The organism is Streptococcus sp. SS4, from assembly GCF_030440125.1.
In the GTDB taxonomy this organism is placed as follows: domain Bacteria; phylum Bacillota; class Bacilli; order Lactobacillales; family Streptococcaceae; genus Streptococcus.
The window spans coordinates 112,821-135,227 of record NZ_JAQFJM010000006.1; the positions used below are offsets into that span (position 1 = coordinate 112,821).

Annotated in this window: 18 protein-coding genes; 2 read left to right on the forward strand and 16 right to left on the reverse strand. The window is 39.6% G+C overall.

Annotated elements, in window-relative coordinates; genetic code table 11:
• Nucleotides 1-36: 36 nt before the first annotated feature.
• From metF to PCY16_RS06570, 3 genes are all read right to left on the reverse strand, one after another.
• Nucleotides 37-912 (reverse strand): methylenetetrahydrofolate reductase [NAD(P)H], encoded by an 876-nt coding sequence (gene metF / locus PCY16_RS06560; RefSeq protein WP_021144026.1) that lies wholly within the window; start codon nt 910-912, stop codon nt 37-39.
• Nucleotides 913-1,098: 186 nt separating this feature from the next.
• Nucleotides 1,099-3,348 (reverse strand): 5-methyltetrahydropteroyltriglutamate--homocysteine S-methyltransferase, encoded by a 2,250-nt coding sequence (gene metE, locus PCY16_RS06565; protein WP_195413570.1) that lies wholly within the window; start codon nt 3,346-3,348, stop codon nt 1,099-1,101.
• Nucleotides 3,349-3,600: 252 nt separating this feature from the next.
• Entirely contained in the window at nt 3,601-3,951 is a 351-nt protein-coding gene (locus PCY16_RS06570; protein WP_004182017.1) for a hypothetical protein, read from the reverse strand.
• A 146-nt stretch (nt 3,952-4,097) separates the two neighbouring features.
• Here PCY16_RS06570 and pabB point away from each other — a divergent pair, with 146 nt between their 5' ends.
• Both pabB and PCY16_RS06580 read left to right on the forward strand, forming a co-directional pair.
• Nucleotides 4,098-5,828 (forward strand): aminodeoxychorismate synthase component I, encoded by a 1,731-nt coding sequence (pabB, locus tag PCY16_RS06575; RefSeq protein WP_064525035.1) that lies wholly within the window; start codon nt 4,098-4,100, stop codon nt 5,826-5,828.
• Between the two features lie 215 nt (nt 5,829-6,043).
• Complete coding sequence (locus PCY16_RS06580) at nt 6,044-8,680, forward strand: calcium-translocating P-type ATPase, PMCA-type (protein WP_070839059.1); 2,637 nt, start codon at nt 6,044-6,046, stop codon at nt 8,678-8,680.
• A gap of 148 nt (nt 8,681-8,828) precedes the next feature.
• On the opposite strand, the gene dltD is transcribed toward PCY16_RS06580, so the two are convergent.
• From dltD to prfA, 13 genes are all read right to left on the reverse strand, one after another.
• The gene (dltD, locus tag PCY16_RS06585; RefSeq protein ID WP_064521196.1) at nt 8,829-10,097 is read right to left on the reverse strand and encodes a D-alanyl-lipoteichoic acid biosynthesis protein DltD; all 1,269 of its coding nucleotides are present in this window, start codon (nt 10,095-10,097) and stop codon (nt 8,829-8,831) included.
• Nucleotides 10,090-10,329, reverse strand: a complete 240-nt coding sequence (dltC, locus tag PCY16_RS06590; RefSeq protein WP_002891149.1) for a D-alanine--poly(phosphoribitol) ligase subunit DltC — start codon at nt 10,327-10,329, stop codon at nt 10,090-10,092. The genes dltD and dltC overlap by 8 nt, the downstream gene beginning before the upstream one ends.
• Before the next feature lie 17 nt (nt 10,330-10,346).
• Complete coding sequence (dltB, locus tag PCY16_RS06595) at nt 10,347-11,594, reverse strand: D-alanyl-lipoteichoic acid biosynthesis protein DltB (protein WP_002891150.1); 1,248 nt, start codon at nt 11,592-11,594, stop codon at nt 10,347-10,349.
• Nucleotides 11,591-13,141, reverse strand: a complete 1,551-nt coding sequence (gene dltA / locus PCY16_RS06600) for a D-alanine--poly(phosphoribitol) ligase subunit DltA (protein ID WP_014634613.1) — start codon at nt 13,139-13,141, stop codon at nt 11,591-11,593. The genes dltB and dltA overlap by 4 nt, the downstream gene beginning before the upstream one ends.
• Nucleotides 13,142-13,149: 8 nt before the next feature.
• Nucleotides 13,150-13,281 carry a teichoic acid D-Ala incorporation-associated protein DltX gene (locus tag PCY16_RS06605; protein WP_002885174.1) on the reverse strand — a complete coding sequence of 44 codons (132 nt, stop codon included), beginning with the start codon at nt 13,279-13,281 and terminating at the stop codon, nt 13,150-13,152.
• Between the two features lie 175 nt (nt 13,282-13,456).
• Nucleotides 13,457-15,205 carry an ABC transporter ATP-binding protein gene (locus PCY16_RS06610; RefSeq protein WP_064525043.1) on the reverse strand — a complete coding sequence of 583 codons (1,749 nt, stop codon included), beginning with the start codon at nt 15,203-15,205 and terminating at the stop codon, nt 13,457-13,459.
• Nucleotides 15,195-16,934, reverse strand: coding sequence for an ABC transporter ATP-binding protein (locus PCY16_RS06615; RefSeq protein ID WP_129852267.1), 1,740 nt, complete (start codon nt 16,932-16,934; stop codon nt 15,195-15,197). The genes PCY16_RS06610 and PCY16_RS06615 overlap by 11 nt, the downstream gene beginning before the upstream one ends.
• Before the next feature lie 31 nt (nt 16,935-16,965).
• Complete coding sequence (locus PCY16_RS06620; RefSeq protein ID WP_064525048.1) at nt 16,966-17,577, reverse strand: lysozyme family protein; 612 nt, start codon at nt 17,575-17,577, stop codon at nt 16,966-16,968.
• 1 nt (nt 17,578) lies between these two features.
• Complete coding sequence (locus PCY16_RS06625; protein WP_037600795.1) at nt 17,579-18,556, reverse strand: nucleoid-associated protein; 978 nt, start codon at nt 18,554-18,556, stop codon at nt 17,579-17,581.
• A gap of 5 nt (nt 18,557-18,561) precedes the next feature.
• On the reverse strand, nt 18,562-19,812 hold the full coding sequence (gene glyA, locus PCY16_RS06630) for a serine hydroxymethyltransferase (protein ID WP_060971346.1): 1,251 nt from the start codon (nt 19,810-19,812) through the stop codon (nt 18,562-18,564).
• Nucleotides 19,813-19,904: 92 nt separating this feature from the next.
• Complete coding sequence (locus PCY16_RS06635; protein ID WP_155222390.1) at nt 19,905-20,510, reverse strand: L-threonylcarbamoyladenylate synthase; 606 nt, start codon at nt 20,508-20,510, stop codon at nt 19,905-19,907.
• Nucleotides 20,497-21,330, reverse strand: coding sequence for a peptide chain release factor N(5)-glutamine methyltransferase (prmC, locus tag PCY16_RS06640; RefSeq protein WP_195413571.1), 834 nt, complete (start codon nt 21,328-21,330; stop codon nt 20,497-20,499). Before prmC ends, PCY16_RS06635 begins: the two co-directional genes overlap by 14 nt.
• Entirely contained in the window at nt 21,327-22,406 is a 1,080-nt protein-coding gene (prfA, locus tag PCY16_RS06645) for a peptide chain release factor 1 (protein WP_004182370.1), read from the reverse strand. The genes prmC and prfA overlap by 4 nt, the downstream gene beginning before the upstream one ends.
• Nucleotide 22,407: the final 1 nt, after the last annotated feature.

Consider the following 22,407-nt stretch of genomic DNA (forward strand, 5'->3'; position numbering starts at 1 on the left):
ATAGATTAAACTATAGGTGGTAATTTTATGATTCAATTATAGAGCACTAACTTGTGAATGATGCTTAAATAAGGAATGAGTCGCTTCGTGAATATGACGAGCAGTTTCTGCATTATTCATGGTGTAGAGGTGAACGCCTGCAACATCTTGAGTAACAAGGTCGACAATCTGGTCAATCGCATAAGCAAGACCGGCTGCTCTAAGTGACTCAGGATCATGCTCATACTTATCCAAAATGGCACGGAACTTACGTGGCAAATGAATATTCTCACAAGTCTTAAGCAAACGTAGAGCTTGGTTACGATTCAAGATAGGCATAATTCCTGCATGAATTGGTACATCAATTCCAGCCAAGGTACATTTATCTTGAAAATCATAGAAACGTTCATTGTCAAAGAAGAGTTGGGTTAAAAGACCAGAACAACCTGCATCAACCTTTTTCTTAAGGTTTTGGATATCAGAGATTTGATTTGGCGAATCTGGATGCCCTTCAGGATAGCAGGCACCGATGATATCAAATTGAGGAGCTTCTTCCTTGATAAATTCAATCAAATCAGTGGCATATTTAAAGTCTTTAAGAGGTTCCACACCAGGAATGATATCGCCACGTAGGGCTAAGATACGGTGTACTCCAACGGCATCCAAGTCACGTAAGGTATCAGCAACCTTTTCTTTACTCAAATAGATAGCTGGAAGGTGGGCAATCGTTGGGATAGCTAGGTCATTTTGAATATGATCCGCCAAAGGAACCGTCGTCTCTTTGATATTATATTTGTTATTACTAGCTGTAACACTGATAAAGTGTGGAGCCAATCCTTGCATATCCTCAAGGGCACGTAGGATTTTTTCGTTACCTACTGCTGGGTTAGGTGGAAAGACTTCAAAAGAGAGTGATGGTGTTTGGCTTGTCATATTTTATACCTTCTTCTTTTTAGATTTTTGTTAAGACGAAAGCTGTTTTAAGTGCCTACTGACTTCATGAGTACAGTTAAACAATTGTTAATCATAGCCTGCTTGCAAAAATCTTTAGAACATTATTCGCTATTGAAAACCTTCTACACTTAAGGAAGAAGGTCTTCAACATATGATAACTTCCGCTTACAAGTTTTCGCGAGCTGCTTTTGCAGCTTCTACAAGCTTAATCAAGCTTTCTTTAGTTTCTTTGATTCCGCGAGTCTTCAAACCACAGTCAGGGTTGATCCATACTTTACCGCTTGGTACTTTTGCCAAGATTGCTTCGATAGTGTGGTCAATTTCACCGTCTTGTGGGACACGTGGTGAGTGGATATCGTAAACCCCAGGTCCAACTTCTGTTTGGAAGTTTTGAGCTTTAAGTTCATCCAAGATTTCAAGATTTGAACGGCTAGCTTCAAATGAGATAACGTCAGCATCTAAGTTATCGATAGCTGGGATGATATCTGTAAATTCTGAGTAACACATGTGAGTGTGGATTTGTGTGTCTGGTGCTACAGTTGAGTGTACCAAACGGAAGGCTGGAATTGCCCAGTCGAGGTAGTCTTCATACCAGTCACTACGACGGAGCGGCAATTTTTCGCGAAGAGCAGCTTCGTCAATTTGGATAATTTTCACGCCTGCAGCTTCAAGGTCAAGTACTTCATCTTTGATTGCAAGAGCAATTTGAAGAGTTGAATCCTTGATAGAGATGTCCTCACGTGGGAATGACCAGTTAAGGATAGTAACAGGTCCAGTCAACATACCTTTAACAGGTTTGTCAGTACGGCTTTGTGCGTAGCTAGACCATTTCACAGTGATTGGGTTAAGACGAGTCACATCACCCCAAATGATTGGTGGTTTAACCCCACGCATACCATATGATTGCACCCAACCGTTTTTAGAGAAGAGGTAACCTGACAAGTTTTGACCGAAGTATTCAACCATGTCGTTACGTTCGAATTCACCGTGTACAAGTACGTCAAATCCAACTTCTTCTTGCCATTTAATCCATTCATCAGTGATTTCAGCAAGGAAAGCATCGTATTCTTCTTGTGACAATTCATTCTTACGGAAAGCCAAACGTTTCGCACGAACTTCCTTAGTTTGAGGGAATGAACCGATAGTTGTTGTTGGAAGCAATGGAAGTTTGAAAGCATCTTTTTGAATCGCTTCACGTTCTGCAAATGCTGGCAAACGAGTGTAATCAGCTTCAGTCAAGCCTGCAATACGGGCACGAAGTTCAGCATTTTCACCAACACGCTCAGTCGCAAAGAGTTCTTTGTTGGCAGCAAGGGCTTCTGCACCTTGACCATTGCGGATAGCATCCAAATCACGCAATTCGTCCAATTTTTCAACCGCAAAAGCAAAGTGGTTCAAGATAGCTGGTTCAAATTCTTCATTAGCGGTTGTAAATGGTACGTGAAGAAGTGAGCAAGAGGTTGTCAAAACAACATTTTCAGCTGGCACTTGTTCAAGAATTGCAAGACTCTTCTCGTAGTTGTTACGCCAGATGTTTTTACCATTGACAATCCCTGCATAAAGAGTCTTATCAGCTGGGAAACCACCTTTAACCAATTCAAGTGTTTTCTTACCTTCAACAAAGTCAAGACCAATACCATCAACTGGCAAGTTCACAAGATCGTTGTAGACATCACGAACATCACCAAAGTAAGTTTGAATCAAGACTTCAAGACCTTTTTTATCAGCCAAGAGTTTGTTGTAGAGATTCAAGAAGAGAGCTTTTTCTTCAGCTGTCAAATCTTTAACAAGGGCTGGCTCATCGAGTTGAATACGTGTAGCACCAAGCTCTGCCAATTTTGCAAAGACTTCTTGGTAAGCTGCCACAAAGCTGTCTACAAAGTCTTCTGCTTTCACACCATCTTCAAAGTCAGATAATTGAAGGAAAGTGAATGGTCCAACGACAACTGGACGTGTGTTAAGTCCCAATTCTTTAGCTTCTTGGTACTCATCAAAAATCTTGTGACCAGCAAGTTTAACTTCTGTTGTTTTTTCAAATTTAGGAACGATGTAATGGTAGTTAGTGTTAAACCATTTTTTCATAGGAAGGGCACGTACATCCCCTTTTTCACCTTGGTAACCACGCGCCAAAGCAAAGTAACGTTCAAGATCTGTCAAATCCAAGTTTTGAACAGATTCAGGTACGACGTTGAAAAGGAAAGCTGCATCAAGGAAGTTATCGTAATGTGAGAAATCATTTGAAGGAATTTCACTGATACCCTTCTCTTTAACAATATTCCAGTGTTTTGCACGCAAGTCTTTGGCTGCTGTTAAAAGTTCATCTTCAGTAATTTCATTTCTAAAGTATTTTTCTGTTGTAAATTTTAATTCGCGGAATTCACCCAAACGTGGGAAACCAATGATAGTAGTTGACATCTTGTGTCCTCCTCTTTGTTGTTGAACTTATCTTACCAAAGAAACGGGTGGCTGTATAATTGCTATTAGTTTTCTCTATATATAGTTTTTGACTATAACCTATAAAATAAAGGGTTTCTAGCTACCGTTATCTCCTTTTGTTTAGATATTGTTATAGCTAATAACTATATATCAACCAGATAAATCCTTTTTTATAACAAAAAAGCCCTAGACTTTTGTCTAGAGACTCTATTATTTACTAGGATTAGGACACTAAGCTCTATAAGTGCTCAGTACTTTCTCTTGAAGCCAAGATGATGTATAAGACATATTCTCACTATTGTAACTATTCCAGATAAAATAACCAAAAACTACCAATACTAATAAGAAACAAATTCCTAATACGGCTAACCAGATGATTTGTTTCTTTAAGCTATCATACTCACTCATATAGCCATTATGGATTTTAATGAGTTCATTTCTTTTTTTGTTACTTGACTCTTTAGCAATGGCAATTTCTAGCTCATACATTTGATGCTTCCATGAATTCTTAGAAGTGCCTTTTTTCATTTTATGGTTTGAAAGACTGCTGTTGCCTTTCTCAAAGTTATTTTTTTCAGTCATATTTCCCTCTAAAATCTTCTTTTAGTCCCTATCATTATAACATATGTAAAACTATCTGAAAAGTTCATTTTTGGTTAGAATTTTGAGAAAGAGAATTAAAACATGAAAAAGAACCAGAGGGAAACTTCTTATGTTATACTCTAAGTATGCATAAGAAAACTGTTATTGATTTTAAAGAACTTGGTGTCAGACAAATTTTTACAGACGCCATTAAAGAACTAAAAACAAAGAACATTAAGGAAGTTAAGCATCTCTTAGCTGAAGTCGAAGCCTATCAAAATAAGGGCTATTATGCAGTAGGTTATGTTTCCTATGAAGCTGCCCCTGCCTTCGAGACAAAATTTCAGGTTATTGATGGTCCATTAATGTCAGAGTATCTCCTCTACTTCACTATTCATGAAACTGTTCAAACAGAGCCTATTCCACTTACTTATGAGCCAATTTCCCTACCAGAATCTTGGCAAGAGCTAACTTCTGCAGAGGAATACAAGGCTGCTATTGAGCAAATACACCACCATATTCGACAAGGTGATACTTATCAGGTTAATTATACTGTTCAACTTCAACAGAAGCTGACAGCTGATCCCTTTGCCATCTATAACCGATTGGTTGTTGAGCAAAATGCACATTACAATGCCTTTATTCAGCACGATGATGTTTCTATCATTTCCATAAGTCCAGAACTCTTCTTTAAAAAAGATGGTGATAGACTGACCACTCGTCCAATGAAAGGTACCACCAATCGTGGTTTAACAACTGAAACTGACCTCAAACAAGCCCATTGGCTAGCTCAGGATCAGAAAAATCGCTCTGAAAATATGATGATTGTCGATCTACTTAGAAATGACATGAATCGTATTTCAAAAATAGGAAGTGAAGATGTCAAGAGCCTTTGCCAAGTTGAACAATACTCTACGGTTTGGCAAATGACTTCAACTATTGAGACGCAACTCCTACCAAATAGTCGTTTAAATGATGTCTTCCAAGCCCTTTTTCCATGCGGATCGATTACAGGTGCCCCAAAAATAGCAACCATGGAGATTATTAAGAAGGTTGAAAAACAGCCTCGAGGTGTTTATTGTGGAGCTATTGGTATCTTGGTGCCACAGGGACCTAGTATTTTTAACGTGGCCATTCGGACACTACAAATGGAAGGAACCAAGGCTATCTATGGTGTCGGAGGAGGTATTACCTGGGACAGCAACTGGGAAGCTGAATATGAAGAAACAAAGCAAAAAGCTGCTGTTCTATACCGTCAGAACCCCAAATTCGATCTCATTTCAACTGCTCGTGTCCACCAAGGAAAACTGCTATTTCTTGAGGAGCATATGAAACGCTTGCAAGAGAGTAGTCGCTACTTTGACTATCCTTTCAATGCAGAAAAAGCTCACTATCAAGTCGAAGCTCTGTGCCAATCACTAGACTTTGACAAAGATTACCGTCTTAAAATGTCACTTGCAAAAGATGGTGAACTGAAGTTTGAACATACCCAATTAACAAACTTATCCAATGACTTCTGCCAAGCAAGGTTAGTTGAGCAAAGGCATACGTTGGATAGCCCCTATACCTTCTTCAAAACAAGTTACCGTCCTCACCTTAGTATCGAACCTCACGAACAAATCTATTATAATCATGAGGGGCAACTCCTAGAAACCTCTATCGGTAACATTGTGCTTAAAATCGAGGACCAACTCTACACACCACCCGTTCACCTCGGCCTCTTAAATGGCATCTACAGACAAAGCCTAATTGCTGATAATAAGCTTAAAGAAAAAGTCTTGACCGTAAAAGATATGGAACAGGCTCAGGCCATCTACGGATGCAATGCGGTGAGAGGCTTGTATGAATTGAAGGTGGAAGGATATAATTATATTTAACGAAAAAATACAAGTTTTTTGTTCTCCCCTACTCTTGCTAAAGACAAAAGAAACTTCAATATTCTATTGGTAAAAAATCAACAATTTAATAGTAAAATAAAGTATAATACTTACTGATAGTTATTCAGTTATCGTGACTGTAATGATAAGCTTTTTGGCTTATAATTTACTAGCCTTAAAATTCAGTAATAATTTAGAAAGGATACAAACCTTAAATGAAAAAATTTAAAGGCTTGACTTCTGCTGAAGTTCAAGCAAGTAAAAACGCCCATGGCGATAATAGGCTCTCTAGTAAAGAGGCTAACTCGCTCCTCTCAATCTTTATCGAAGCCTTCCAAGATCAATGGATTCTTATCCTCTTGGCTGCCTTAGGATTAAAAATCATCTTCAACTTTGTTGGAATGATTTTCCCTGCTATTGGTGAAGCCAACTGGTATGAGGCTATCTCACTAATTTTCGCCATTTTGATGTCTACAGGATTCTCAGCAGTCTCACAATACCGAAATGAGCAAAAATTCAACACTCTTCAAGAAGAGGCTTCAAAAACTAATGCTAAGGTTTATCGTGATGGTAAACTTAAAGAAGTTCTTGTTGATGATATTGTAAAAGGTGATCAAATTCTCCTTCAATCAGGGGACAAGATTCCAGTTGACGGTATCATACTGGAAGGTGAGTTAAAAGTAAACCAAGCTGTCCTTAATGGTGAAAGTGAAGATGCTAAGAAACTTCCTCTTGGTGATCAAGCAGAACCAGACTCTTCCGACCTCTTTACAGAGCTCAAAGTCTTCCGTGGTACAGTTGTTACTTCAGGTGAAGCCGTTATGGAAGCTACACAAATTGGTGATAATACTGTTCTAGGAAGCATCAATACTTCTCTTCAAGAAGATAGTAAAGATTCACCATCCAAAGAAAAACTCAACAAGCTTGCTGGAAACATCGGTGTCCTCGGTTATAGTGCAGGTGCTGCATATTCAGTAATCAACCTTGTTTTAGGCTTTATTGCCCTCAATAAGGCTAATAACCTCAATGGTGGTTCAATCTTCCTTCTTATCATTGAAACGATTCTCTTTGCGGTTACAATCATCATCATGGCCGTTCCAGAAGGTCTTCCGATGATGTTGGCACTCGTTTCTTCAATGAACTCAGGACGACTTTTAGCTCAAAATATCCTGGTTCGCCATCCTGATACCATTGAAACAGCCGGATACATGAATATCCTCTTCAGTGATAAGACTGGTACTATCACTGAAGGTAAACTATCTGTAGTTGACTTCTTCCTTGCTGATGGAACACTTTATGCAGCTACTGGTGAAACTGACGCTCCTGATTTTGACACAATGTCAGATAGCCTTAAAGCTGAAATGATTAATGGTATCGGTCTTAATAACGACGCCATGGTAGCTGATGGCAGTGCTGTTGGTAGTAACGCCACTGACCGTGCACTTCTTGATTTCCTTATTGGTCGTTCTCAACTTGATTTTGATACAAATACAATTACTGAGAAGCAACAATTCAACTCAGCAACAAAATTCGCAAGTGTAACGACCAACGATGGAAAAACCTACATCAAAGGTGCTCCAGAATTCATCCTAAATGACTGCTACTACTATCTTGATAAAGATGGTAATAAACAAAACTTTACAGATGATATTAAAGCTCGTTTCCAAGAATTATCATTGGAACAAGCTAACCGTTCAATGCGTTTACTTGCTATCCTCAATACAGATGGTAATGATAAAGTCTTGATTGGTATCGTATGTATCCGTGATAACGTTCGTTCTTCAATCAAACAAACTGTTGAAACAATGAACCGTGCAGGTGTTCAAGTAGTTATGGTAACTGGTGACCGTAAAGAAACCGCTGTTGCTATCGCTAAAGAAGCCGGTATCGTTACTGGTCAAAATGACCTTGTTCTTACTCACGATGAACTTTCTGCCCTTTCAGATCAAGAACTTAAACAACAATTGCCTCACTTAAAAGTGGTCAGTCGTGCCCTTCCAATGGATAAAAAACGTCTTATTGAGGCAGCTCAAGACCTCGATATGGTCGCTGGTATGACGGGTGATGGGGTCAATGACTCACCTGCCCTCAAATCAGCTGATGTCGGATTCTCAATGGGTGATGGTACTGAAGTCGCACGTGAAGCCTCAGATATCGTTATCTTGAATAACTCATTGACTTCTATTGAGAAAGCTGTCCTCTATGGACGTACTATGAGTAAGTCAGTAAGTAAATTCATTATCTTCCAATTAACCGTTAACGTGACTACAATTGCTATGTCACTTCTCTCACCACTTTTGGGCCTCAAAGAACCATTTACAATTATCCAAATTCTCTGGATTAACCTTATCATGGACACACTTGCTGCCCTTGCCTTTGGTGAAGAGCCTACCCTAGATCGTTACATGAATGAAAAGCCAGTTGCTAAGAAGGCAAATATTCTTACTGGCTATATGAAATCTGCTATTGGTGTAGCTAGCGTCTTCATTACTCTTGTATGTTTAGCTATTCTTAAAAATGTTGGTGGTATCCAAGGCTTTATCACAAATGGAACTGGCAACTTTGAAATGGTAACAACATTCACCTTTACAGTATTTATCTATGCTGTCATTTTCAACTCACTTAATACACGTAGTAATGGATTCAATGTTTTTGAACATATCGGCGAAAACAAGAAATTCTCAATTGTAATGATTTCTATTGCTGTCGTTCAAACCTTGATTATTCAATTCGGTGGTAAAGTATTTAGTACCGTTCCAATGGACGTTCAACACTATATCGTTGCACTTCTTATCGCGGTTTTGATCATCCCTGCAGATTTAATTCGAAAAGCTCTAACTAAAAACAAATAACTATCTGTTTAACGTATTATAAAACTTAAAAGGATAAAAAGGATTGGGATAACTCCCAAACCTTTTTTAATAATTTCCGAAGGTAATACCGTGGAAAGATCATAACATAAAAAGGCTTTAACAAGCCTTTTTGATTTATTAAGTAATGCTACTTAAACTGACTAGGAGCCCCTGTATAACCTGCCCAATCCTTACTATAAAAGCGGTCGTTCAAGTTATAGTTAGGTGCGGGTGTTGGATTACTTACAAATGGATCAACAGCCTTGTCAAAGGCCACCCAACCTTTCCATCCCATATGAATGGTATCTTGCATGAAGTAAGGTTGATCTCCATCTTTTGAGAAGTCAGCAATATTGGTGAAGCCTTGACTTTCCAATTGATAACGGATTTTAGAAACCGTAGCATCATACATTTCCTGACTTAGTCCCGTATAAGCCATCCACTTGCTATTAACAGGTGGGATAACAAAGATAACATTAGTATTTGACTTAGCAAATTGATTTAACACCAACTGTAGGTCACCATATTCTTGTGAAACTTCATACGAAAGATTCTTTTGGAAACCTTTAAGTTTACCAATCTTTTTAGCCAAACGTTTCTTATAGAAACGGTCATCGATACCAAAGTCGTTTGACTTGGTATGAGCTTCTGCATCTCTTACGGCAACCTGGTCAAGTGCCTCGTAAGAGAACTTGTCTGGCAACTCTTTAAGATAAGGAAGAACCTTCTTGTCGTAATTTGCATTATTTGATGCTGCAAAAGGACTGAACAAGGCATCTTCTCGCTTATTAAGCTCTGCCATAAATTGAATATAAGTCTTATCAAGAGAATTTAAATCTTGCCCATTAGCCACTTTAGAAAGTTGAGATTTCATAGTAATCTCAGGTTTCATCTCTAAGATGCGCTGAGCTGCATACTGAGAATTTGCATCCGTCTGATTTTGACTTAAGAAACTACTAAGTTGGTCGTTATTGTAGAACTGCTGGAAAGCCGCAGAATTGTAACCTTTTTTAGTAAACCACTGTGGTGACAAGACATAGACTGCTGTCCCATTTTTCAATTCGGGAAGCATTTGTTGCATTCCCAAATATTGGTTTAGAGAGGCAGCCCCACGTTGTCCAATAAAATATGGGCGATAGTTACGGTCGTATTTTTCAGCTAAAACAGCTGGATGAAGGGCATCAAAACGCAACCACTCACTAGACCCAAAGAAAGGGACAAATCGATGATTCTTATCAGAAAGAGCTGTCGTCTTATTAATACGGCTCTTAAAGTTCTCAGTTGTCAAGGTTACTGCGTTACGTTTTTCAACCTCATAATTATGTTTTCTGCCTTGAGGGTAGGAAAAAATAACTACTACTACCAAGACTAAGGCACAGATTATAGGGCCAAAAATTTGCCATAAACGCTTAAGCATTGCGAAGCTCCGTTACCCCTTCAACAATCTTATTAGCTGTGTTCCAGTCATCACGACCAAATTCTGAAACTGGCACACGAATATCGAAACGTGATTCCAATTCAACGATAAGCTCAACTGTTCCCATAGAGTCGAGAACACCAGCATCGAAAAGGTCTTCATCCATCATGTCTGAAACATCTTCCATGAAGAGTTCATCAATAATTTCAATAACTTCTGATTTTACATCCATTTTTATAATTCCTTTACTTATTTTTTAGTGAACCAAAGGTCATTCAAGAATCCAGAGAAAATCAAGAATGACAACATAACAGTGTTAAATGTAATAAAGATTCCCAAAGCCTTCGTCCATTTATTTTCAGGAAGTGGCTCAAGACCAGCTTTCTTACGTTCTTTATTAATGGTCTTCTTCTTACGTAACCATGCATCATTAATTCCTAGACCAATACCATGGAAAATACCATAAGCAATGTAGTACCAGGTAACTCCATGCCAGAATCCCATAACCATCATATTAATGACATAGGCAACATTTGATGTCGTGTTACGGTTTTTGAAAACCTTGTTACGCATCAAAACCATAACCAAACGCATAAAGACAAAGTCACGGAACCAGAAAGACAAGCTCATATGCCAACGATTCCAAAATTCTTTCAAGTCTCGTGAGATGAAAGGTTTGTCAAAGTTGATTGGGCTCTTAATCCCCATAAGGTTAGATGCTGCTAGGGCAAACATCGAGTAGCCTGCAAAGTCAAAGAAAAGATCAAAACCGAAAACATACATAACACCAAGTGTTGGTAAATTAAAGATACCACCTTGAGCTAAAGCTTGTGTTTTCAGTGAAGGTAAAAGCATACTTCCAAAAATTTGAGCCAAGACAAATTTATAGAGAAAACCGAGCATAATATACTTGACAGCTTGCTCCAACATATTCATCAACTCATCTCTCTCAGGAATCGCTTGGTAATCTTCGTTAAAGCGTTTGAAGCGATCAATAGGACCACTCGTAAAGGTTGGCATAAAGAGCATGAATCGGAGGAATTCTCCAAGTGTAAACTCTTTAAGGACACCATCCCGCATCTCGATAATCATACCAACTGATCGGAAGGTCAAGTAAGAAATACCAAGAAAGTTTAAAAGGGACTGAGTACCATTTATCGCAGGCTCTACCTTAACAAAAATCAAGGGAAGGACTACAAGAAATGAGTGTAAATAGAAAACCCATTTATTGTCCTTTTTACTGCGGTAATGTTTGTAGGAATAAACCCAGATGATTTGCCAAACGATATAGAAGAGTAAGGCTAGTAATTGGCTAGCATGTGTTCCTGTCAGAGCAAGAACAATAAAGGCTAGACTGACCAAACACTCATAAATTGCAAAACGCTTTTTAAAGAAGAGACCCACAAAGATTGGCAATAGAGCTAATCCAAGATAGATAAAATAGAAGGGATTACCGTAGGCTTCTAAATGGGGGAGCTGTTTCAAGAAGTCAATCATCGGTTGTTAACCTCACTGATAAGACCCTTGATATCGATTTTCCCATTTGGTGTTAAAGGCAAGCTCTCACGATAGAGGAACTTAGTAGGCATCATGTAAGACATCATGATATCTTCTAAGTCTGCCTTAATCGCCTTGGTGATATCAATTTCACGTTCAAACTGCTCACGAACACCATCCTTAAGAATCACATAAGCCAAGAGGTTCTGAACCTTATGGTCTTTATTGTAACGTGGCACAGCTACTGCTGAATCAATATACTTAGACTTATTAAGGTTTTGTGAAACATCCTCTAGCTCAATACGGAAACCATTAAATTTAATCTGGAAGTCCATACGACCACCGTAAAGAAGGAGACCTTCATCAGTCATCGTTCCTACATCACCAGTATGGTAAGCAGGAAGGCCATTAAACTCGAAGAAGGCTTCCGCAGTCTTTTCAGGATTGTTCATATATCCTTTTGAAACTGCTGGTCCTGATACGATGATTTCACCCTGTTGACCATTTGGAAGGATATTGCCATCCTCATCGATAATATAAGTCGGTGAATCTTCCTTGGTATAACCAATCGGCAAACGCTTAAGGTTAGCCAGCATCTCATCAGTTACTGCTACTGCTGATAAGGCGACAGTTGCTTCAGTTGGTCCGTAAGCATTGATAATACGTGCTTCTGGGAAACGTTGGCGAAGCTTTTGAGCAGTCTTGACAGTCAACTCTTCTCCGTCAAAATAGAAATGCGTAATTTCTGGCATCTTCTCTGAATTGAAGTCTTCAGACAACATTGCCATATCTGCAAAAGATGGTGTTGATGTCCAAATGGCAATTGGAAGTGAGAAGATCGTTTCAAAGAGCTTCTTGAAGTCCTGTGTAATAGCTGAAGGAAGAGCATAAAGTGTTCCTCCAAGTGCCAATGTAGGTGCCCAGTACATTACCGATAGGTCAAATGAATAAGGCGGTTGAGCCAGCATTTGTGGACGTTTTGGAGTCGCAAATTCCTTATCCGTAATCATCCAGTTGGTGAAACTAAGGAGATTATTGTGTGAAATTTGGACCCCTTTAGGCTTACCTGTAGTTCCTGATGTGAAGATGATGTAATAAGTATCATCCCCCTTAACAGGATGAGTCACTTCGTAGCTAGTCTTGCTTTCAAAAGCTGTTGTCACTTGATCCAATGTTAGAATTGGAGCTTGGACTTCCTCAAGTGGGAAGTCATTGATAGCAATAATCAGACTAGGCTCTGCTACTTCAACGATAGCCGTCACGCGCTCAAGAGCTGAGTGACTATCAATTGGAATATAAGCGTGACCAGATTTAGTCAAAGCGACAAAAGTTGCCAACATTTCATACTCTTGACCGCCATAAACCACAACAGGTGATTTTTCTGGAATATCAAGACTATCAATCTTGGCAGCTAGGCTATCCGAGTCAGCTTTTAAGTCACCGTAAGTGTGAACTTCCCCTAAAATATTGTAAACAGGAAAGTCAGGTTGTGATTGAGCAAACTGCTCAATCGTTTCGATCATATCTTTAATTTTTGTATTCGTCATTATTCTTCCTAAAATTCGTTATAGATAAAATTACCTTGACCTTGTCCTAGGTAATTGTAGAGATAAATTAGGGCCATAAAAATGGCGAAATAAAGCAAGGTTTGTCCTAAAAACACTAGGACGTTTTTATGTTTTAACATTCTAATTTTCGATACCTTTTTTTATATAATATCCTCTTTAGTTTACCATCTTATCAGTATTTTTTCCAATAAAAAAGAAAAAATAACTAAATTTCATTTCTTTTTCATTAATAAGCTTCCGTGATAAATGATTGGCTAAAATCATAAAAAACAGAGCTTAAAAGCTCTGTCGGATTTAACTATTTTGTGTCTTTTGGGCCGTCTGCATACGATAGTACATTCCCTTAGCTTGCATCAGTTGTTCATGGGTTCCGTGTTCAACGATATCTCCATTATTCATGACCAAAATAAGGTCCGCATTCTCTATGGTAGATAATCGATGGGCAATGATGAAACTTGTTCGACATTTCATTAATTTAGCGAAGGCCTCTTGAATGAGAAGCTCTGTACGAGTATCGATACTAGAAGTGGCTTCATCCAAAATTAAGATTTTAGGCACATTGACAAATATGCGAGCAATGGTCAAAAGCTGACGTTGTCCCTGAGAAAGGGATTGCCCCGCATCATTCAAGTAGGTGTCGTAGCCTTGAGGCAACTGCTGAATAAAGAAATCAGCATTGGCAGCCTTGGCCGCTGCTATGACTTCTTCACGACTGGCTTCTGGATTTCCATAGGCAATATTATCATGAATAGTGCCGACCTCAAGCCAAGTTTCCTGCAAAACCATCCCAATCTGTTTCCGAAGACTCTCACGAGTATAATCTGTAATAGGTCTACCGTCCAGTAGAATGTTCCCCTTATCCAAATCATAGAAACGCATAAGTAGGTTAATCAAGGTAGATTTCCCCGCTCCTGTTGGACCAACAATGGCAACAGTACTTGCGGCAGGGATATCAATGCTCAAATCCTTGATAAGAGGTTTATTAGGCAAATAGCCAAATTGGACATGGTCAAATTGAAAACGTCCCTGCACATCTGCTTCTTCCAAGACCGCCTTACCTGTTTCTGTTATTTCCTCTTCATCCAATATCATATAAAGGCGATCAGCACAGGCCAAAGCACTTTGAAGTTCAGATAGAACAGATGAGATATCATTAAAAGGTTTGGTATACTGGGTGACATAATTTAGGAAGGTAGTCAATTGTCCCACTGTAAAAGCGCCACCCGACATGATTCGATAAGCACCAACACCTGCAATGAGAGCATAGATTAGACTATTAACAAAACGTGTAGCTGGGTTAACCGCTGACGAATAAAAGATAGCACCCTGTGAATAATCAGCATACTTACCATTGACGTCTTTAAAACTCCTAACCATCTGGTCTTGAGCATTTAGACTCTGTACTAAAGCTTCTTGAGTCAGACTTTCCTCAATCAACTGAGTCTGCACACCTCGCCATTTAGTTTGATTGCGATAGAGTTGATAGCTCTTCTTTGCGATAAAACGTGCCACAAGCATTGACAGAGGCGTCATCACTAGAACTAAGAGCATCATGAACCAGTCCAAACGAGCCATGGTAATGATAATAACAAATATGGTCAAAAGCCCGACGAAAAATTGGTTAAAGACCATGAGAAGTCCGTTATTTAATTGGTCACTATCTGTAGTCACACGGCTAACCATATCTCCAGTTCCTTGACGGTCAAGGTAACTGAGAGGCATGGCATGAATTTTCAGCATTACTCTCTCACGTAAACTTTCACTATAAGAGTAAATCAAACGGTTATAAATTAAAGGATTTAGCCACTGGATCGCACTATTGGCTATGATAACTACAAGCATCTGCCATATTAATCGTGACATCAAAAGAACAGCATTCATCTTAAGAACAGCATCAACTGCATCACCAATTAAGATAGGTAAGTAAACCGTTAAGGCAACTTGAACAATGGTCCCAATAGTTGCTAAGGAAAAGAGGTAACGCTGGCTTAAGATATCTCTGCTTAAACGTTTAAGCGTCGATTTATTATTTCTAGCCTTCATCAGCGACCTCCTTTTGGTGTTGAGAATAATGAATGTCTTGATAGAGTTTATTAGTGTTAAGCAATGCTTCATGATTTCCCAAGCCAACTTGATGCCCCTTATCAAGCACCAAAATTTGATCAACTGCTTTTAGGCTATTTGTTCTTTGCGAAATAATAATCAAACTCGTTGATTTAAGATTGTCTCTGATAGCCGCTAGTAGGCGACTTTCAGTCAAGTAATCTAGGGCTGAGGTGGAGTCATCCAAAATCAAGAATGGTGCTGGTCTCATCAACGCACGCGCAATAGTCAAACGTTGACGTTGACCCCCCGAAAAATTACGGCCAAATGACTCAACTGGCTCATCTAAACCAAGGTCCTTATCCCTTACAAAATCAGCAGCCTGAGCCATGTCAAGAGCATGCCACAGTTCTTGCTCACTAGGTTCGTGATCAAGCCCTAATGACAAGTTTGAACGAATGGTTCCCCTAAATAACTCGGCTTTTTGCGGGACATAGGCAACCCAAGAACGCCACTCTTTAAGGTTTTTTGGTGATTTTTGATCTTTGAAAATAGCTAAAGAACCAATCTGAGGCTGATATAAGTTCATGATTAAGTTCACCAATGTCGATTTACCCGAACCTGTACCACCAATAATACCTAGTGACTGACCTTGAGTAAGACTGACATGAATCTCTTGGAGTGATGGCGAACTAGCCGTAGGATAGGTAAAGGTCATGTGGTCAATAGCAAGTCCTGTTTCCGACCAATCTGGCTTCCTGAGTGTTAAAGGTGCCTCAATATCCTCATCTTGGAGTTCAAAAATAGCTTGTACCCTTTTCGCCGAAATAAAGCTCTGGTTAAGATTGGTCAACATCATAGCCAATTTAAGAAGCTCCGTCAAAATTTGTAAGAGATAATTGACCAGAGCAATCAGCATCCCTTGAGACAAGAGCCCACCTTGAATTTGCAGATTTCCTTGCCAAAGGACAGCAATCAAAGTCATATTAACAACTAAGAAAGTCAAAGGACTAATGAGACTTGCTATCACACCTGTTTTTAGTTGCCACTTCTTCAGGTCTTTATTAACAGTCGTGAAGTTATCTAATTCACGCTCACTCTGACCAAAGGCACGAATAACCCTCATACCTTCAAGTTGTTGGCGCGTATTAGTAACAATTGACTCATTAATCACTCGAATCTTGGCATATAAAGGATTGACGATGCGACTAGCTAGTACAATAATAAGGGTCAATACCAAGACCATACCAAGAAACCAGAGGGTCAAGCGTGGACTGATTCGGAATGCCATAATAATGGCTCCTGTCACAATAATTGGTGCCCTCAAAAAGAGCCTCAAAAATTGATTTATCCCCGTTTGGATTTGAAAGGTATCACCAGTCAGGCGTGTTACCAAACTTGAAGTTCCAATCTCATCCCGCTTTTCCTTTGATAAACGCATGATTTTCGCATAGAGGTCATTAGTCAACACTCGCGCATAACCAACTGCTGCTCTTGATGAAAAATACTGTGCTGAAATAGCAACGACAACACCAATAACGGCAAGTCCAAATAAGACAAAAATCATCAAAAAGAGATGATTTTTGTCTTTATTTGGAATAGTTGTGTCGACAATTCCAGCAATGACTAGTGGGACCAAAAGTTCGAAACTGGCTTCGATTAATTTAAAAACGGGTCCCAGGATACTGTCTTTGACATATCCTTTAAAATAAACTAATAATGCTTTCATTTGTCTTTCCTTAAGAATGAAGTGTATCCTCTTAGAGACGAGAGAACATACGCATCAAAAAGAGGTTAAACTGCACTTCTTTGGCGTAATAAATATTTCCGCCATTTGTATAAAGCTTACCCCCACCATAATACATGGCAACAGGTTGATAATAAGTATAGGTTTCCTCACTAGTGTTTCCTAGACTTGGAGCAACGACATTTTTTGAATAAGCTTTTGCTAATTCGACGGTGTTAACTCCACCATTATCAGCCACATAATCGATATAGGCCTTACCAAAATTATAAGCTTGTACTGCTGTCCAAGGATCCACCTTATGGTGGGCAGCTTCTTCCAGATTTTCTGACAGCACCGTCACCCCTTGACGAATACTTTCTTTTCGATCTGTGATGGAGTTAGTCACCCCTGTAGAACTTTCACTGGACTGCATCACGTCATCTGTCTTCCCCTTGGTTTCTGTGTAGATCATAGCCAACACCAAATCGACATTGGTTGTATTATCGATGTCGTCTTCAGCCAAAACCTCCTTAACCATGGATTCATAGGTTAAGACATGTTGAATATTGGCATGGATTCGATAACATTGGATACCTATGATGAGGACTACGACAAAAACCGCCAGACGTCTTATCCATTTAAACATATTATTTATTGATGATATCCTCGATATTTTTGATGAGAATAGAGTAGGTGCCATCAGGATTTTGAATAAATTCAACACTATCAGCATCCTGATACACATTATTAGGCACGATTAACTCAATTCCGTTCGATAACGATAATTTTTGATTCTCCAATTTCTTAATTTGACGTGAATGGTCAATATCTGATACCGAAATAGGCTCAGGTATAGCCTCTTTGAGCTCATCAACGAAAGTCAAACGAGCTGTCAAATTATTATCAAAGAGCTGGTCTGCCAATTTTTCAGGTGATAACTCTTGGTCTTCTTCCAAATTATTGAAAATAGCAGATTTCATTTTTCCTTGGAAGTTAAAGTCATCCTGATTAAAATTCTCGGCAATCTTCTGGGCAGTATCTTCAACCATCTTAATCGATTTTTTGACAGATTGTTCAGGCTGAACCTGTAACAAATTTTCAGAGAAATAATTGGCAAAGCTTCCATTATGCTTGATTCGCTTTTCAATCAAATAATACTGCTTACTACTACGATTGATTACCAAAGCTTCATCAGGTGTCTGGGCCGCAGATGGCAAATTATTTTGTGACAATTGAATAGGATGCTGACTATCTCCCAAAGAATGAATCAAACTGTCCTTGAGAGCAATACGCAAGAAAGCAAAATATTCTTGCCCTTCTTTATCAAACTGAATAAAGACCAAATCATTGGTCTTTTGATCTTCAGAAATGACAAATTCTTCCTTCCAAAGTTGGGAAATTTTAACAGAACTTTCCATCAAATCATCTCCTAGATGACTGATAAAAACATTTTCCGCATCGAAATAGCCACGTTTAGCCTCATCAGAGAAAACCTTAGTGAGTTTCTTTCGAAAATACTCATCTAAGCGAGGCGTTATTTCAAGAGGCCCTTCTGCTAAAACCAGCTCCGTATCATTTGGCGAAAACTGGTGAATGACAATGCGTTTAATATATAAATCTAACATAGTTTTTAATAGAGTGGGAAGGCATCTGTAAGAGCTTTAACTTCTCCACGAATCTCTTCCAAAACTTCAGGTTTATCGTGATTTTCCAAAGCTTGAACCATCAATTCAGCAATTTTACGGCTCTCAGCTTCACCCATACCACGACTCGTAATAGCTGGACTACCAACACGGATACCAGATGTCTTGAATGGAGACAATTGCTCATATGGAATACCATTCTTGTTCAAAGTAATATTAACTTCTTCAAGAACATTTTGCGCAACCTTACCATTTTCAACAACCTTAGTCACATCAACCAAGAAGAGGTGATTGTTAGTTCCACCTGAGATAACACGGAAATCTGGATGTTGATTGAAAACGTCAGCCATGGCAGCTGCGTTCTTGATAACATTTTCCCCATATTCCTTAAAGGCAGGGTCAAGTGCTTCTTTAAGAGCAACAGCCTTAGCAGCAATAACGTGTTCCAATGGACCACCTTGCAAACCAGGGAAGACCGCAGAATTCAATTTCTTAGCGATATCTTCATCATCAGTCAAAATCAAACCACCACGAGGACCACGAAGTGTCTTGTGAGTTGTTGTAGTGGTCACATGTGCATAAGGAACTGGACTTGGATGATGACCAGAGGCTACAAGACCAGCAATGTGAGCCATATCTACCATGAGGTAAGCACCTACAGCATCAGCAATTTCACGGAATTTAGCAAAATCAATGATACGTGAGTAAGCTGAAGCCCCAGCCACGATGAGTTTTGGTTGTACTTCTTTAGCTTGAGCCAGAATAGCATCGTAATCAAGAAGTTCAGTTTCTTTATCAACGTTGTAAGCCACAAAGTTATAGGTCTTACCAGAGAAGCTAACTGGTGCACCATGTGTCAAGTGACCACCCGCTGACAAATCCATTCCCATAACCGTATCACCTGGTTGGATCAAAGACATGTAAACTGCTGCATTGGCTTGACTACCTGAGTGAGGTTGCACGTTGGCAAATTTTGCTCCAAAAAGTTCTTTGGCACGCTCAATAGCAAGAGACTCAACTACATCAATCACGTCTGTACCACCATAGTAACGTTTACCTGGATAGCCTTCTGCGTACTTGTTAGTCAAGAGAGTTCCTTGAGCAGCCATTACTGCTTTAGATACCACGTTCTCAGAGGCAATCAACTCAATATTGTTTTGCTGACGTTCTGCCTCAGCATCGATGGCGTTCCATAGTTCAGGGTCAAATGCTTTGTAATCTTCTTTATCAAAAATCATAGAGGTCTCCTTTGAGGTCTAATGGGGTTCAATCAACTCACCCACATACAATCGGAAATTATCTCACACTTCCATAGGTCTCTGTTAGTCATTTATTCTATGGTCAACTCGGGTAGAGCCGCCAATAGGTCTTCTTTTGTAATTTTTCCTTGTCTGAGAATCTTAGCAGGTGAGACCGACAAATCCAATATTGTCGAATCTACACCTAACAAGGCATCATCATCTTGATAGCCTGTCACCTGAAAATCAAATTGCGCTCTTATTTGGTCAAAATAACGACCACTAGCCTTTCCAGACTTATTGGCTGAGGGGCCAATTAAGGGCCCTTCTGCTTGAATCAGTTCTCTAGTGACAGGATGATTTGGCAAACGGAAGCCAACTGTCGCCAAACCTGAATTAATCCATCTAGGTACTTGATCATTAGCTTTTAAGATGATGGTCAGAGGTCCAGGCAAAAAAGCATCATACAATTGTTTTAAATATTTGGGCTGCTCTTTCGAATAAGACAGGATATCTTCATAAGAAGCAACATTCAAATTCATGGCTTTATCTCTAGGACGATTTTTTAGCTCATAAACATGGTTCACAGCACTCTCATCCATAGCCTTAGCAAATAAACCATAGACAGTCTCTGTAGGAAGAACGACTGCGCCACCGTCAGCCAAGATTTCTCTTAACACTTTCTTACTTTTCATCATCCATCACGACCATTCTATCTTGTCCAAATTGGTCCTTATGGACACGCACTCGCTTATCTGGAAAATGTAGAGACAAGAGTCCCTTCAAATCCTGGCCCTGCTTATAGCCAATTTCAAAGTAGAGCTTTCCACTAGGAGTCAAATACTTATTCGCCTCCTCAATAATTTGTCTATAAATGGCAAGCCCTTCTTCATCAGCAAACAAGGCCATCTTGGGCTCGCTAGCCAAGACATTGACCCCAACTTCATCCTTATCATTTTCAGAAATATAGGGAGGATTTGACACAATGATATCAAAACTACCAGAAATATTTTCGAAAACATCTGATCGAACAAAGCTGATGGCTACCTGATTTTGCTTGGCATTCTCCTTAGCAAGTACTAAGGCATCAGCTGACAAGTCACTAGCTGTTACTTGCCAAAGGGGACGACTCTTTTTCAGGGATACCGAAATAGCACCACTCCCAGTTCCAATATCAAGAACCTTAAGCTCTGTGCTTGGGTTTTCCGCTAAAATCAAGTCCACTAATTCCTCAGTTTCAGGACGTGGAATCAAGACACGCTCATCAACCTGAAAACGTAAGCCATGAAAGTCTTCATAGCCCAAGATATACTGAGCAGGCTGGTGATTCTTTAGTTGGCTAAATGCATGAGCTAATAGCTCAGCATCTTCCTCTGAAACTTCCTGACGCAATTGAAGAACAAAATGGGTCAAGTCCCATTGCTTCAAACCACGATAAACAAAGGAAAGGGCCTCTGGCTCTTCTCCAACAGCCTCAAGCTGCTTTTCATAGTCAGCCAGAACATCCGCTAAAATCATTTGTTAAGCTCTTCCAATTTTTGAGTTTGATCGTAAAGAACAAGAGCATCAATGACTTCATCCATTTTCCCAGCCAAAATCGTATCTAATTTTTGAAGGGTCAAACCAATACGGTGATCCGTTACACGGTTTTGTGGGAAGTTGTAAGTACGGATACGCTCTGAACGATCCCCTGTACCAACAGTAGATTTACGCTCAGCATCTTGTTCATCTTGAGCAATCTGTGCAAAGTGGTCCGCAACACGCGCACGGATAATCTTCATGGCTTTATCACGGTTCTTCTGTTGCGTACGTTCTTCTTGCATCTCTACTTTGATTCCAGTAGGAATGTGAACCATACGAACCGCAGTCGCAACCTTATTGACGTTCTGACCACCGGCACCAGATGCGTGATAGATATCGACACGAAGGTCCTTAGGATCAATTTCGTACTCTACTTCTTCAACTTCTGGCATAACCAAAACAGTTGCTGTCGAGGTATGAACACGACCTTGGCTCTCAGTCACAGGCACACGTTGCACACGGTGTGCTCCAGATTCATATTTGAGTTTAGAGTAGACTGATTGTCCTGAAACCATGGCAACCACTTCTTTGATACCACCGACACCATTGTAAGAGGCTTCCATGACCTCGAAGCGCCAACCTTGTGTTTCTGCGTATTTTTGGTACATAGCTAAAAGGTCACCTGCAAACAAGGCTGCTTCATCACCACCTGCAGCCCCACGGATTTCGAGGATGATATTCTTATCATCATTAGGGTCTTTTGGCAAGAGAAGAATTTTCAAGCGTTCTTCGTACTCTTCTTTAGCAGCTTTGGATTCTTTAAGTTCTTCCTTAGCCATTTCTTCCAAGTCAGGATCACCGCTTGCTTCCTTAATCATCTCTTCAGCATCTGAGATACTTTGGATGACTTGCTTGTACTCACGGTAAGCTGTCACCGTCTCACGAGTATTTGCCTCTTCACGCGACAACTCCATGAAACGTTTAGTGTCTGAAACGACTTCAGGGTCACTAAGCAATTCACCCAATTCCTCATAACGGTCTTCAACCGCTTGTAACTGATCATAAATGTTCATT

Excerpts from the sequence above, each read along its gene's own strand:
- metF (WP_021144026.1), bottom strand. The coding sequence starts at position 912 with ATGACAAGCCAAACACCATCACTCTCTTTTGAAGTCTTTCCACCTAAC.
- metE (WP_195413570.1), bottom strand. The coding sequence starts at position 3,348 with ATGTCAACTACTATCATTGGTTTCCCACGTTTGGGTGAATTCCGCGAA.
- PCY16_RS06570 (WP_004182017.1), bottom strand. The coding sequence starts at position 3,951 with ATGACTGAAAAAAATAACTTTGAGAAAGGCAACAGCAGTCTTTCAAAC.
- pabB (WP_064525035.1), top strand. The coding sequence starts at position 4,098 with ATGCATAAGAAAACTGTTATTGATTTTAAAGAACTTGGTGTCAGACAA.
- PCY16_RS06580 (WP_070839059.1), top strand. The coding sequence starts at position 6,044 with ATGAAAAAATTTAAAGGCTTGACTTCTGCTGAAGTTCAAGCAAGTAAA.
- dltD (WP_064521196.1), bottom strand. The coding sequence starts at position 10,097 with ATGCTTAAGCGTTTATGGCAAATTTTTGGCCCTATAATCTGTGCCTTA.
- dltC (WP_002891149.1), bottom strand. The coding sequence starts at position 10,329 with ATGGATGTAAAATCAGAAGTTATTGAAATTATTGATGAACTCTTCATG.
- dltB (WP_002891150.1), bottom strand. The coding sequence starts at position 11,594 with ATGATTGACTTCTTGAAACAGCTCCCCCATTTAGAAGCCTACGGTAAT.
- dltA (WP_014634613.1), bottom strand. The coding sequence starts at position 13,141 with ATGACGAATACAAAAATTAAAGATATGATCGAAACGATTGAGCAGTTT.
- PCY16_RS06605 (WP_002885174.1), bottom strand. The coding sequence starts at position 13,281 with ATGTTAAAACATAAAAACGTCCTAGTGTTTTTAGGACAAACCTTGCTT.
- PCY16_RS06610 (WP_064525043.1), bottom strand. The coding sequence starts at position 15,205 with ATGAAGGCTAGAAATAATAAATCGACGCTTAAACGTTTAAGCAGAGAT.
- PCY16_RS06615 (WP_129852267.1), bottom strand. The coding sequence starts at position 16,934 with ATGAAAGCATTATTAGTTTATTTTAAAGGATATGTCAAAGACAGTATC.
- PCY16_RS06620 (WP_064525048.1), bottom strand. The coding sequence starts at position 17,577 with ATGTTTAAATGGATAAGACGTCTGGCGGTTTTTGTCGTAGTCCTCATC.
- PCY16_RS06625 (WP_037600795.1), bottom strand. The coding sequence starts at position 18,556 with ATGTTAGATTTATATATTAAACGCATTGTCATTCACCAGTTTTCGCCA.
- glyA (WP_060971346.1), bottom strand. The coding sequence starts at position 19,812 with ATGATTTTTGATAAAGAAGATTACAAAGCATTTGACCCTGAACTATGG.
- PCY16_RS06635 (WP_155222390.1), bottom strand. The coding sequence starts at position 20,510 with ATGATGAAAAGTAAGAAAGTGTTAAGAGAAATCTTGGCTGACGGTGGC.
- prmC (WP_195413571.1), bottom strand. The coding sequence starts at position 21,330 with ATGATTTTAGCGGATGTTCTGGCTGACTATGAAAAGCAGCTTGAGGCT.
- prfA (WP_004182370.1), bottom strand. The coding sequence starts at position 22,406 with ATGAACATTTATGATCAGTTACAAGCGGTTGAAGACCGTTATGAGGAA.